Raw genomic sequence first — 12227 nt, 5'->3', positions numbered from 1 at the left:
CTCATTCCTTGCGCCTCGGGGGGCCGCCCGCCCGCCACCGAGGGCCGCCGGCCTCCGGCCTCACCCCAAAGAACCTGATACTTGTTCACTTTCCATTGACAGGACCCGTCCCCGCGCCCAAAAGTTCCCCCATGACGCCGCCGCCGCTCCCGCCGCTGCCCGCTTTCCCGCCCGGCTTCCTGTGGGGCGTGTCCGCCTCCGCGTTCCAGATCGAGGGGGCGGTGGACGCCGAGGGGCGGGGGCCCTCGGTGTGGGACGCGTTCACCAGGCAGGGCGGCCGGATCAAGGACGGTTCGCACGCGGACGTGGCCACCGGCCACTACCACCGCTACCGCGAGGACGTCGCGCTGATGGCCGGGCTCGGCGTCGGCGCCTACCGGTTCTCCGTCTCCTGGTCCCGGGTGCAGCCGACCGGCGCGGGCCCGGTGAACGAGCGGGGCCTCGACTTCTACGACCGGCTCGTCGACGCACTGTGCGCCGCCGGCATCGCGCCCGTCCCCACCCTGTTCCACTGGGACACCCCGCTGGCGCTTGAGGAGCGCGGCGGCTGGCTGAACCGGGACACGGCCGAACGGTTCGCCGCGTACGCCTCGCTCGTCGCGGAACGGCTCGCCGACCGGGTGCCGCGCTGGATCACCCTCAACGAACCCGCCGAGGTCACCCTGCTCGGGTACGGGATCGGCGAGCACGCCCCCGGCAGGCGTCTGGTCTTCGACGCCCTGCCCGCGGCCCACCACCAACTGCTGGGCCACGGCAGGGCAGTTGAGGCGCTGAGGGCCGCCGGGGCACGTGAGATCGGGATCGCCGCCTCGCACAGTCCGGTGTGGACGGCCGGCGACACCGACGAGGACCGTGCGGCCGCCGGTCTGTACGACACCCTCATGAACCGTCTCTTCGCCGATCCGATCCTCACCGGCGCCTACCCGGACGAGGGCCTGGCCGCGCTGATGCCGGGTCCGGTGGCCGAGGACCTGTCGGTGATCCGTGCCCCGCTGGACTGGTACGGGATCAACTACTACAACCCGGCGCTCGTCGGCGCGCCCGCCCCGGACGCCGCCACCAGCCTCGCCGGGATCGCGCTCCCGCCCGGTCTGCCCTTCGGACTCCACGAGATCGAGGGCTACGAGCGGACCGACTTCGGCTGGCCGGTGGTGCCCGACGGGCTCCACGAGCTGCTGGTCGCCTTCCGCGCCCGGTACGGCGACGCGCTGCCGCCGCTGTTCATCACCGAGAACGGCTGCTCCTACGGGGACGGCCCCGACCCGGCGGCCGGGGGCCGGGTGGCCGATGCCCGGCGGATCGCGTACCACGACGGTCATCTGCGCGCGCTGCACCGGGCGATCGCGGACGGTGTCGACGTCCGCGGCTACTTCATCTGGTCGATCCTGGACAACTTCGAGTGGGCGGAGGGCTATCGGCAGCGCTTCGGTCTCGTCCACGTCGACTACGAGACCCTGGCGCGCACGCCCAAGGACTCCTACGCCTGGTACCGGGACGTCGTGCGCGGCATCGCGTCGGGCGCAGGCGGGCCCGGGCGCTGACGGCGCGGCCCTGGGCGCACACAGGCGGACGCCCCGGACCACGGGGTCCGGGGCGTCCGCCTCGCTGCCGCCGAGGGGATCAGGTGCAGCAGGAGCAGGGGCAGCAGCAGGAGGTGCCACCGGCGGCGACGTCCGCCAGGTCGCCCTCGGAGAGCTCCGCCATGTCGATCTGCGGCGTCTGCGGGATGTGGAACTCGAAGCGGCCCGAGGCAAGGCCTGCCTCCCACAGCTGGACCTGAACCTCCAGGTCACCGTCGGCCTGCCCTTCGGGCACCGTACGGACGACGACGATCTCGGCGCCCTCCGGGACGGTGAGCCCGGCCTCGGCCAGCGCCGACCGCGGGTCGCTGCCCAGCTTCGCCGCGAACGTCTCACTCGACCAGGCGGTGATCAGTGCACGGGTGTAACCGTTCACGAATTCAGCACGTGCACGGGGATCCAAAGCCACGGGATTCTCCTTCGCAGAGCAGTGAGAGAGTTGACGAGCATCGGCCATTACTGTCGATGCGTGGTGCCGGCGGCGCATGGAGGCAATGGCCGAGGCAATTGTCGCGACAATTGCCGAAGCATTTCCGTCGACCGGTCGAGCGGGTTCCTCCTGGCGACATCCATAAATCTGACACGCGTTCGTCCCGGCGCCAAGACTTAATGTGCTGCGCGGCTTTGTTGCGTATTCGAATCGGCGGTGAGTAGGTCTCCGCCCTCCCTCGTCACCCGCCGTGGCCCGCGGCGGGTGTACGTACGCGTACGTATGCGTACGGGATCAGGGGCGGGCGGGGCGTCCGGCGTCGGGCCGGGCGGGCAACGCGCGATCTTACGGGCCCGGTTGTTAAGCATTGAGCGGCATCAGGGGTTCCGGTACATTCTCGGAACGGAGCCATTTTGCATACGTAGTGCCGCCGGGCGAGCGGCGCGAGGATACGTGTCGATCCGGTGGTGTACGCATTTCCGCAAAGGAGTTTCCGGTGAATCCCAACCTCAAGATCTTCATCACCATCTTCTGCTACATCAGCGGTGTGGCAGGGCTGTTCAGCGCGGTGACGGCGGCGATCCACAAGCCCGTGGAATCGACCACGGCGATCGTGGCGGGCGTGATCGGCGTGGTGTTCCTGCTCGGCGGCGTGGCCCTCACCCGCAAGCCCCGCTACTGACCCCGGGCTCCGGGGCCCGCCCCGGCCCCGAGGCCGTACGAAGGATCACGGTGCGCTGCCCCGCACCGTGATCCTCGGCGTTTCAGGGGGTGTCGGGCCGCTGCTCGTGACGGTCTCCCGGCCCACCGGCAGGGCTCACGACGCCCGACGCGACGAACCCGACCAGCATCACCCACGCCTCGGGGTCGTTGCTGAAGCGGCGCCAGCGGTCGGCGGCCAGGGCGAGTTCGGCGAGCGAGAGCCGGCCTGCGGCGACCAGCGGTTCCAGCCGCTGGGGCCCGAGGTGCGGGGCGAAGTCCGCCATCGGGTGGTCGTCGCTGCTGGTGGCGAAGAGGCGCAGGGCCACCTCGTCGAAGCCCGCCGCGCGCAGCATCCTGGTCAGCCGCCGGCCGATGGTGCGGTCGCCGCCCGCGCCGCGCTGGGCGGCGGCCACCTTGGCGTGGATGGGGCCCAGTTCGGGATAGACGGGCTCGGCCATGCCCCAACAGCCGTTGTCCACCTCGATGGTGACGATCCGTCCGCCGGGGCGCAGCACCCGTGCGGCCTCGGCGAGTGCCGGTTTCACATCGGGCAGGTGTTGCAGGACGTACCGCAGCAGTACGGCATCGACGGAGCCGTCCCGCAGGGGCAGGCGCACCGCGTCGCCGACCACGCGAGCCGCGCCGTCGGCGGTGTTGTGTGCGAGCAGCGCCTCGTCGATGTCCATGGCCAGGACGGTCAGACCGGGCAGCGCGGTCCGTAGCCGCCGGGTGACCGCGCCGGGTCCCGCGCCCAGTTCCAGCAGCACCCCCCGTCGCGGAAGCCCGAGCTCCGCGAGGACGCGCAGCTCGTCGGCGAAGGAGAGGGCGGCCTGGGTCTCCAGGCGGGCGAGTTCGCCGTCGAGGCCGCCGCCGGTGGTGCGGGCGGGGTCGTAGGATCCGGCGAGTCCGTCGGGGCGGGCGGGGGCGCTCATCGCGGCCTCGCGATCATGCGCATGCCGTGCTTGGGGCGCAGGGTCACCAGGGCCTCCGGCTCGACCGGGAATCCTTCGACGCGTTCGAGGCGGACCCGCTGGGCCAGCATCGCGAGCACGAGGACCGCTTCCACCAGGGCGAAGTGCTGCCCGATGCACACCCGGTCGCCGCCGCCGAACGGCAGATAGAGGTGGCTGGGGCGGGACGTCGCGGCGAACCGTCCCGGCAGGTACTCCTCGGGTCTGTCCCAGTACCGGGGGTCGCGGTGCAGCACCCACTGGCTGACGCAGACCAGGGTGCCGGGCGCCACGTCGTACCCGTCGACCACATCGGCCTCGCGGGCCCGCCGGGTGGTGAGCCAGACCGGCGGGTAGAGCCGCATGGCTTCCTGCACGGCCCGCTTGCAGTGCGCCAGTTGGGGAAGGTCGGCGGCGGTGGGGGTGCGCCCGCCGAGCACCCGGTCGACCTCCTCGCGGATCAGGTCCGCTTCGGCGGGGTTCTGGTCGAGCAGGTACAGCGTCCAGGTCAGCGACTTCGCGGTGGTTTCGTGGCCGGCCATGATCAGGGTCAGCACCTCGTCCCGCAGCTCCCGGTCGCTCAGCGGGTGCGGTCCGGTGAGCATCGCGTCGAGCAGGGTGGCGCCGCCGGTGCCGCCCGCCGCCCGGTGGGCGCCGATGAGGGTGCTGGTGACCAGGCCGAGGAAGGCGCGGGCCCGGGCGAAGTCGCGTTGGCGCAGGGCGGTGTCGGCGGGGTCGGGGTCCTCGGGCGGTACGTAGTGGCCGATGCACCGGTTGACGGCGTCGACCGCCTCGCCGAACCCCTCGCCTATGCCGCTGAGGTCGGCGCCGAGGATCGCCCGGGTCACGATGGTCAGGGTCAGCGCGGCCAGATGGTGGTCGAGGGCGAGCGGGGTGCCCGCCGCGACCGCCGGCTTCCACTGGTCGAGCAGGGTCCGGGTGGCGTCGGTGATCACGGTGTCGAAGGCCTTCACCGCGCCGGGTCTGAACGCCGGTGCGCACTGGTGGCGTTGACGGGCCCACTCCGCGCCGTCGCTGGTCAGAAGGCCGTTGCCGAGCAGCGGTCGCAGCATGCGGTCGTCCGGGGTGCGCTCCTTGGTGTAGTTGGCGCCGTTGTCCTTCAGGACGTGCCGGACCAGGTCGGGGCGGTTGAGCAGATACACCGTGTCGCCCTCGGCCCGATGGCATGTCACATCGCCGTAGGTGCGGGCGAGTTCGGTGACGAACTCCAGCGGCGCCTGCCGCATCCGCTCCAGGTCGACCTCGTCCGCGGGACCGGGAGGCAGGGTCAGTTGCTTGGGCATGGGACGGACCACCTGTCCTGGATATGGGGTCGGTGCGTACGTAGGGACGGACGGCGGGGGAAATCGCCTGCGCCGGGACACCCGGGCCGCGTGCGCGGGCCGGGACCAATGGGGTGCGCGGGGCCTGCGATACGTACGAACAAACATTCCCCGATACGTACGGGGGCCCGCGCATACGTAAGGCCCCGGGCCCGGATACGTACTGCGCATATGCGTCCGGCGGGGCCGACCGCCGCAATCTAGCGCGCCCGGGCCGCGGGGTTCAATACTTCGGTACTGGCGCCCAGAAGTGAAGTATTGGCCTGGTACGAGCCCCGTGGCAGGCTGCCGGAGGGATCAGGATTCAGTGGAAGAGGAGCAGCCTGGTGATCGTCGACGAGGGCAACCCCATCACCGTACGAGGACTTCGAAAACAATACGGAGACCACGAAGCGGTGCGCGGCGTGGACCTTGATGTGTATCCCGGTGAGATCTTTTCGCTGCTCGGTCCGAATGGCGCGGGAAAAAGCACCACGGTCGAAATCCTTGAGGGAATTCGCCGCCGCAGCGCGGGCGAGGTGACGGTGCTGGGTGAGGACCCGAACCGCGACCGGCGCGACTGGCGGGCCCGGATCGGCGTGGTGCCGCAGACCACCGGCAACTACCCCGACCTGACGGTCCGTGAGGTCATCGCGCACTTCGCCGCGTTCTACCCTGCGCCGCTCCCCGTGGACCAGGTCATCGACATGGTCGGGCTCGCCAAGCACCAGCGCAAGCAGAGCCTCGCGCTCTCCGGCGGGCAGCAGCGGCGCCTCGATGTGGCCGTCGGGATCGTCGGCGACCCCGAGCTGATCTTCCTGGACGAGCCGACCACGGGCCTCGACCCGGTCGCCCGCAGAGAGGCCTGGGACCTGGTGCGGTTCTTCGCCGACCGGGGCACCACGACCGTGCTCACCACCCACTACCTCGACGAGGCGGAGGCGCTCGCGCAGCGGGCCGCCGTCATCGTGGAGGGCCGGGTCGTCGAGGTCGGCGCGCTGGACCAGCTCGGTGACCGCGCGCGGACACCGGCCACCGTGTCCTTCCAGCGCCCGGCCGCCCTCGACCGGCTCGCCCTGCCGGGCCTGCCGCCGGGCGCGCGGGCCGAGGAGCACGGCAGCGCGGTGAGCGTGCTGACCGAGCAGCCGAGCCAGGTGCTGCGGATCCTGCTCGCCTGGGCCGACTCCGCGAACCTGCCGGAACTGCCCGACCTGCGCGTGCACCGGCCCAGCCTCGAAGAGATCTATCTCGATCTGATCCGACGCAACAGCGAACTGGGGACCTCATGACCACCACCACCCAGCCGTCGGGCCGGGCCGCCATGACAGCCCGCAAGGACGCGGCACAGGGCCGTTCGATGCCCGGCATGTGGCGCGCGGGGCTCGCCAGGTCCGGCGTCGAGCTGAAGGCCTTCTTCCGCAACAAGCAGTCGCTGATCTTCACGCTGCTCTTCCCGGTCCTGCTGCTCCTGGTGTTCGGCTCGATCTTCTCCGGCACCGTCAAGGGCACCCAGACCGACGTCAAGCAGGTGTTCATGGCCGGGATCATCGCGGCCGGCGTGATGAGCACGGCGTTCTCCGGCCTCGCCATCAGCATCGCGATCGAGCGCGACACCGGCACCATTCGCCGGCTCGGCATCGCGCCCATGCCCAAGTCGGCTTACTTCGTCGGCAAGTTGGTCCGCGCGGTGGTCACCGCCGTCCTGGAGACGGTGCTGCTCGTCGGGATCGCGGTCGTGCTGTTCGGGCTTCCGCTGCCCAGCACCGCGACGCGCTGGGCGACGCTCGGCTGGGACCTGGGGCTCGGCACGGTCGCGTGCTCGCTCATCGCGGTGGCGTACAGCGCGCTGATCCCCAACAGCCGCTCGGCGGCGGCGATCGTCACACCGGTGTTCATGGTCCTTCAGTTCATCTCCGGGGTCTTCTTCCCGTTCAACCAGCTGCCGTCCTGGATGCAGGGCGTCGCGGCGCTGTTCCCGGTCAAGTGGATGGCGCAGGGCTTCCGTTCGGTGTTCCTTCCGGACTCGTTCGCGGCGGTGGAACCCGCGGGCAGCTGGGAACTCGGCCGCATCGCCCTGCTGCTGGCGCTGTGGGCGCTGGGTGGCGCGGTGCTGTCCGCGCTGACGTTCCGGTGGCGCGGGCCCCGGGTGAACTGAGATGACCACCAGCCGAGCGACGGCGGGGGTGCGGCTGCCCGCCGACGTGCCGCACCCGTTCTCCCCGGCGGGCCGCGCCGACCCGGGGCCCGCCTACCGCTGGCTGCGCGCCAACGACCCGGTGCACTACGACCCGTACTCGCGGATGTGGTGGCTCACCAGCCATGCCGCGTGCGCGGCCGCACTGCGCGAGGACCGGCTGTCGGCGGCGCGCGGACAGCGCGAGCGGGCCAGGGACGACGCGCTGCCGCCGTCCATGCTGACCACCGACCCGCCCGAGCACCAACGCCTGCGTGCGCCGGGCCAGTTGCTTCTTGGGCCCGCCGCGATCCGCGAGCTCCAGGACCCGCTGGGCACGGACGTGGACGCGCTGGTCGACGCGCTGCCCCGCGAGGCCGACGGGGTCGACGCCCTGGGGGCACCCTTCGCCACCGCCGTGTTCGCGCGGCTCTTCGGACTGCCCGGCGCCGACCGGCCGGCCTTCGAGGCGCTGGCCCGCGCGGCATCGGTGAACCTCGACCCGCTGGCCGGGCCCGCGGTGGCCGCAGTGGGGCGGGCGGCGATGGGCGAGCTGAGCCGCTTCCTCACCGCCCACGCCCGCACGGTCACCGAAGGGCCGCTGGCCCGGCTTGCCGCCGACACCCGGCTGACCGAGCGCGAACGGACCGGGATACTCGGCCTGGCCGTCGTCGGCGGCTGGCAGCCGCTGGCCGAGGCCGTCGGCAACGCCCTGTACTGGCTGCTGCCACGGCCCGACGCGGTCGCCCTGCTGCGCGAGGGGGACGCCGACCAGGCACGGCTGCTCGTCCAGGAACTGCTGCGCCTTGAGGCGCCGATCCCGTTCACGGCCCGGGTCGCCGTCGAGGACGTGGCACTGCCCGGCGGGACCGTACCGCGCGACGGGCGGGTGCTGATCGTCATCGCGGCGGCCAATCGCGACCCGGCCGTCTTCGAGCACCCCGACGACCTGATGCCCGGCCGCGGCCCCAACCCCCAGCTCGCCTTCGGCGCCGGAACCCACTTCTGCCTCGCGGCCCAACTGGTGCGTACATCACTGGAGTTGCTGCTCACCCGGCTCGTGCGCCGCCACCGCGGCCTCACGTTCGCACAGCCGCCCGGCGCACCCGGCTGGGACCCACGCCCCATACCCCGGCGGCTGCTGAGCTGTCCGGTCCAGACAAGGAGCACCGATGTCCGGTAAGGAGAACGCGGCCGGGCCGATACCGCACGAGGTGATCGTGGTGGGCGCCGGCGCGGCCGGGCTGATGTGCGCGAGGACCCTGGCCGACGCCGGGGTGGGGGTGCTTGTCCTGGAGGCCCGCACCCGCATCGGCGGCCGGATCCGGACGTTCCGCCCCGCCGACGGAGGCCCGCCGCTGGAACTCGGCGCGCAGGTCGTGCACGGCGCCGAGAGCCGGGTGCACGCACTGGCCGGGCCCCTGGACCTCGTGCCGCGCACCGTCGACGCCCGCGCCGTCGTCGACGGGAAGGCGGCCGCTCTGGCCGTACTGGCCCACGGCGGGCGGGCCCCCTGGGCGCTGCAACACCGGCTCAACGGGGCGCCCGGCGCCGTCGGCGGCTCGGTCGCCGACTGGCTCGCCGCACAGCATCTGAGCCCCGCCGAGACACGCGCCGCCCACGAATGGTTCGCCCAGCACTGGGCGGTTGACCCGGCCCGGCTCGACACGCACGCGGTCGCGGCCGCCCACCTGGGCGACGGCGTCGGGGACGGTGAGTACGCGGTGCCCGGCGGCCTCGACTCGCTCACGGACCGCCTCGCCGCCGGACTCGACGTGCGGTGCGGGGTGCCCGTGCGCTCCGTGGAGTGGAGCCCCGGCCGTGCGCACGCGGTCACGGACGACGACGGGCCGACGGCGCGCGCCCTCGTCGTGACGGTGCCGCCGGCCGTCGTGGCCACCGGCCGACTGAAGATCGCCGCACTGCCCGCCGCCAAGAGCGACGCCGCGGCCCGACTGCCCGCGGGCGACGCCTGCTGCCTCGTGGTCACCTACTCCCGGCCCGCGCCCGCCGCACCCCTCACGCCCACCGTGGTCTTCGACGCCGACGGCGTACGGGGCTTCGTGACCAGCCACGCCGGGCGCCACCAGGTGCTCGTGGTGGCCAAGGCGGCGGCTGCCGAAGCGGTACGCACCGCAGCGTCCGACTCCCACGAGAGCGTGGGCCGGCTGCTCGTCGCCGCGCTGCCCTGGACCGCACGGGCCCGGGTCACCGGGGTGACGGTGGCGGACTGGGGCGCCTCGCCATGGAGCCTCGGCGGGTTCACCCACGCGGGCCCCGAAGCGGCCTCCGCCGCCGACGCCTGGGCCCGGCCGCTGGACGGCACCCTCTTCTTCGCGGGCGAGGCCACGGCCGCGGGACACCGGCTGCCCTGGATGCACAGCGCGCTGGACAGCGGGCTGCGCGCGGCGCACGACGTCCTCGCGGCGGTGCGCCCATGACGACACCACCGGCCACGACACCCCCGGCCCGCACGGCCACCGCGGCCACGACGTCCCCGGCCCGCACGGCCACCGCGCCCGCGAACGAAACGCCGTTGGCAGCGGCGGCGGCGGGGTCGGCGTCGTCGGCCGTGCACACCGGCTGGCATCTGTTCGCCTTCCTCTCCGAGCTGACCGGCAACCTCACCCCGCTGGCCATCGGCCCGCGCCGGCTGATGGCGGTACGTCAGCACGACGAGGTGCGGCTCTTCGACGCCAACTGCCCGCACCGGGGCGCCCACTTGGGGATCGGCGGCACCGTGGACGGGGACTGCGTCATCTGCCCCTTCCACGGCAAGCGCATCACGCTGGGCGACACCACGGGCAGACGCTGGGCGGTGCGGGAGCACCCCGTACTGCGCTGGGGTCAGGCGCTGTTCACCCGGCTGGGACAGGACGACGCCGACGACCGGGGGCTCCCCGCGGCGCTCGCCGCCTTCGACGCCACGCATCCGCTGGTGGCCGCGCTCACCCGGGACATCGCCGCGCCCGCCGAGCTGATCGTCGAGAACGCCTTCGACGGCGACCACTTCACCGCGCTGCACAAGGTGCCCAAGGTCGGCGGGATGCAGACGCGGCCCGGCGAGGCGGGCGAGCTGGTGATTGAGGGCGAGTTCTTCATGCAGACCTCGCCCTGGCAGGACGACCGGGCCAAGGAGGCGGTGCGCTGGGAGGCGGTCCGCACCGGGGTGGTCCGGTGGGACTACCGGCCCCGGTTCCTGGCGCGGGCCTTCAGCCCCGGCGTGGTGGTCACGGAGTTCGGGCCGCCCGGCCGCACCCATGTCATCGTCACCGCCGCCGTGCCGACCGCGACGGGCTGCACCGCGCGGGTCGCGATCGGTGTGTCGGCGGGCCACGAGGCGGAGCTGCCGATGCTGATCGCGGGCAGCCACAAGGCGATCGGCGAGGACATCTCCATCTGGGAGAACCTGGACCTGACCGCCGAGCCCCACTACGACGCGGGGGACCGCCCGGTACTCGCGTTCAAGGCGTTCTGCGCAGGCTTCGGACGGCTCGCGTGAACGCGCGCCCGGGCGCCGACGCGAGCGCGGCAATGGAGAAGGGCACCGACACCAGCCTGGACGCGGGCCTGGGCCCAAGCACGAACACCGGCACGGGCACGGGCACGGGCACGGGCACGGGCACGGGCACGGGCACGGGCACGGGCACGGGTACGGGTACGGGTACGGGTACGAACACCGGCACGGGTACGGGCCTGGGCCCGAACAACGGCACGGGTACGGGTACGGGTACGGGCCTGGGCCCGAACACCGGCACCGGCACCGGCACCGGCACCGGCACGGGTACGGGCCTGGGCCCGAGCACGAACACCGGCACGGGTACGGGCCTCGGCCCGAGCACGAACACCGGCACGGGTACGGACACCGGCCTCGGCACGAGTACGGGCCTCGGCACGCACCCCGACACCGGCCTGGGCCCGGGCCCGGGCCCGAGCACGAACACCGGCACGAGTACGGGCCTCACGCACCCCGACACCGGCCTCGGTACGAACACCAGCACCGGCACGAGTACGGGCCTCGGCACGCACCCCGACACCGGCCTGGGCCCGGGCCCGAGCACGAGCACCGGCACCGGCACCGGCACCCGCCTGGTCGCCGCCGACGCCGCGCGCCACGTCGATCCGGTGCCGCGCCGCAGGCATCCCGCGCTGGCCACCACCGTGCACGGCAGTGGCCCCACCGTCATGTGGATCCACGGTTACACCATGGACTCCAGCACCTGGGGCCCGCTGTGGCGGCTGCTTCCCGGCTGGCGGCATGTCGGTGTCGACCTGCCGGGCCACGGCCGCTCGGGGCCCATACGCGACGGGCTCACGCTGCCCGAACTCGCCGCCGAGCTGGGCGAGTTGGCCCGTCGCGAGGACGCGGTACGGATGGTCGCGCTCTCCTTCGGGTCGCTCGCCGCCACGCAGCTGGCCATCGACGAACCGGGGCTGCTCGAACGGCTGGTGCTGGCCGCGCCCACGCTGGGCGGTGCGCCCGCCGAGCCGCACGCCAAGCGGCGCTATCAGGAGCTGGTCATGCTCAGACGGCTCGCCGGGGCTGCCGCGCCGCTGGCCGATCTGTGGATGAGCTCGCCCCCCGACATCTTCCGGGGCGCCGCGAAACACCCCGAGCTCCACGCGCGGCTGCACGACGTGATCACCCGCCACTCCTGGCGGGAACTCGACGACGGCGCCATGAGCCACCTCACCACCCGGACCCACTCCCCCGCCGACCTCGCCCGGATCAGGGCCCGCACGCTGGTCGTCGTCGGGGACGAGGACATGCCGACGTTCACCGCCAACGCCCGCCTGCTCGGTGCCACCGTCCCGGACTGCTCCGTGCGCACGGTCGCGGCGGCCGGCCACCTGCCGCTGCTCGAACGCCCCGACGCGGTCGCCGGCGCCCTCGCCGCCCACCTGGCCTGAACCACCGGGCCCCCGGCCGGTCCGCCGGGGCCACCCCGGGCCGCGTACGCCGCGTACGCCGCGTACGACCCGATCCATCAGCTCACCAACACCCCCTTCACACGCCCAGCGTTTCCCAACACCCGCAGCGCCAAGGGCACTTCAAGCCATCAAGGACCC

Annotated in this window: 11 protein-coding genes; 8 read left to right on the top strand and 3 right to left on the bottom strand. The window is 73.0% G+C overall.

What is annotated here, in order from left to right; all coding sequences use genetic code 11:
* Positions 1–131 precede the first annotated feature (131 nt).
* On the top strand, positions 132–1541 hold the full coding sequence (locus ACGFW5_RS21180) for a GH1 family beta-glucosidase (RefSeq protein WP_393835806.1): 1410 nt from the start codon (positions 132–134) through the stop codon (positions 1539–1541).
* A 79-nt stretch (positions 1542–1620) separates the two neighbouring features.
* Here ACGFW5_RS21180 and ACGFW5_RS21175 read toward each other — a convergent pair whose 3' ends face one another.
* Entirely contained in the window at positions 1621–1989 is a 369-nt protein-coding gene (locus ACGFW5_RS21175) for a hypothetical protein (RefSeq protein WP_358994576.1), read from the bottom strand.
* Positions 1990–2506: 517 nt separating this feature from the next.
* On the opposite strand from ACGFW5_RS21175, the gene ACGFW5_RS21170 reads away from it, so the two are divergent.
* Entirely contained in the window at positions 2507–2692 is a 186-nt protein-coding gene (locus tag ACGFW5_RS21170; protein WP_350231087.1) for a hypothetical protein, read from the top strand.
* 82 nt (positions 2693–2774) lie between these two features.
* Here ACGFW5_RS21170 and ACGFW5_RS21165 read toward each other — a convergent pair whose 3' ends face one another.
* Entirely contained in the window at positions 2775–3644 is an 870-nt protein-coding gene (locus ACGFW5_RS21165; protein ID WP_393835805.1) for a class I SAM-dependent methyltransferase, read from the bottom strand.
* Positions 3641–4966 (bottom strand): cytochrome P450, encoded by a 1326-nt coding sequence (locus ACGFW5_RS21160; RefSeq protein WP_393835804.1) that lies wholly within the window; start codon positions 4964–4966, stop codon positions 3641–3643. Before ACGFW5_RS21160 ends, ACGFW5_RS21165 begins: the two co-directional genes overlap by 4 nt.
* Before the next feature lie 365 nt (positions 4967–5331).
* Here ACGFW5_RS21160 and ACGFW5_RS21155 point away from each other — a divergent pair, with 365 nt between their 5' ends.
* Genes ACGFW5_RS21155 through ACGFW5_RS21130 form a run of 6 tightly spaced genes read left to right on the top strand, consistent with a single transcriptional unit; the run spans position 5332 to position 12068 of the window.
* Positions 5332–6273 (top strand): ABC transporter ATP-binding protein, encoded by a 942-nt coding sequence (locus ACGFW5_RS21155; protein WP_393835803.1) that lies wholly within the window; start codon positions 5332–5334, stop codon positions 6271–6273.
* Positions 6270–7139, top strand: coding sequence for an ABC transporter permease (locus ACGFW5_RS21150; protein ID WP_393835802.1), 870 nt, complete (start codon positions 6270–6272; stop codon positions 7137–7139). The genes ACGFW5_RS21155 and ACGFW5_RS21150 overlap by 4 nt, the downstream gene beginning before the upstream one ends.
* 1 nt (position 7140) lies before the next feature.
* Positions 7141–8340: a cytochrome P450 gene (locus ACGFW5_RS21145; RefSeq protein ID WP_393835801.1), complete on the top strand. Its 1200-nt coding sequence runs from the start codon at positions 7141–7143 to the stop codon at positions 8338–8340.
* Complete coding sequence (locus tag ACGFW5_RS21140; protein WP_393835800.1) at positions 8330–9598, top strand: flavin monoamine oxidase family protein; 1269 nt, start codon at positions 8330–8332, stop codon at positions 9596–9598. Before ACGFW5_RS21145 ends, ACGFW5_RS21140 begins: the two co-directional genes overlap by 11 nt.
* Positions 9595–10659 carry a Rieske 2Fe-2S domain-containing protein gene (locus ACGFW5_RS21135; protein WP_393835799.1) on the top strand — a complete coding sequence of 355 codons (1065 nt, stop codon included), beginning with the start codon at positions 9595–9597 and terminating at the stop codon, positions 10657–10659. The genes ACGFW5_RS21140 and ACGFW5_RS21135 overlap by 4 nt, the downstream gene beginning before the upstream one ends.
* Positions 10656–12068, top strand: coding sequence for an alpha/beta fold hydrolase (locus ACGFW5_RS21130; protein ID WP_393835798.1), 1413 nt, complete (start codon positions 10656–10658; stop codon positions 12066–12068). The genes ACGFW5_RS21135 and ACGFW5_RS21130 overlap by 4 nt, the downstream gene beginning before the upstream one ends.
* Positions 12069–12227: the final 159 nt, after the last annotated feature.

The sequence above is a fragment of the Streptomyces sp. NPDC048416 genome, assembly GCF_043200435.1.
GTDB lineage: Bacteria > Actinomycetota > Actinomycetes > Streptomycetales > Streptomycetaceae > Streptomyces.
Note: the sequence above shows the minus strand (reverse complement) of the source record. Positions and strands in the feature narration are given on the sequence as shown.

Coding starts and splice junctions, on each gene's coding strand:
- ACGFW5_RS21180 (WP_393835806.1), top strand. CDS start 132: ATGACGCCGCCGCCGCTCCCGCCGCTGCCCGCTTTCCCGCCCGGCTTC.
- ACGFW5_RS21165 (WP_393835805.1), bottom strand. CDS start 3,644: ATGAGCGCCCCCGCCCGCCCCGACGGACTCGCCGGATCCTACGACCCC.
- ACGFW5_RS21145 (WP_393835801.1), top strand. CDS start 7,141: ATGACCACCAGCCGAGCGACGGCGGGGGTGCGGCTGCCCGCCGACGTG.
- ACGFW5_RS21150 (WP_393835802.1), top strand. CDS start 6,270: ATGACCACCACCACCCAGCCGTCGGGCCGGGCCGCCATGACAGCCCGC.
- ACGFW5_RS21140 (WP_393835800.1), top strand. CDS start 8,330: ATGTCCGGTAAGGAGAACGCGGCCGGGCCGATACCGCACGAGGTGATC.
- ACGFW5_RS21160 (WP_393835804.1), bottom strand. CDS start 4,966: ATGCCCAAGCAACTGACCCTGCCTCCCGGTCCCGCGGACGAGGTCGAC.
- ACGFW5_RS21135 (WP_393835799.1), top strand. CDS start 9,595: ATGACGACACCACCGGCCACGACACCCCCGGCCCGCACGGCCACCGCG.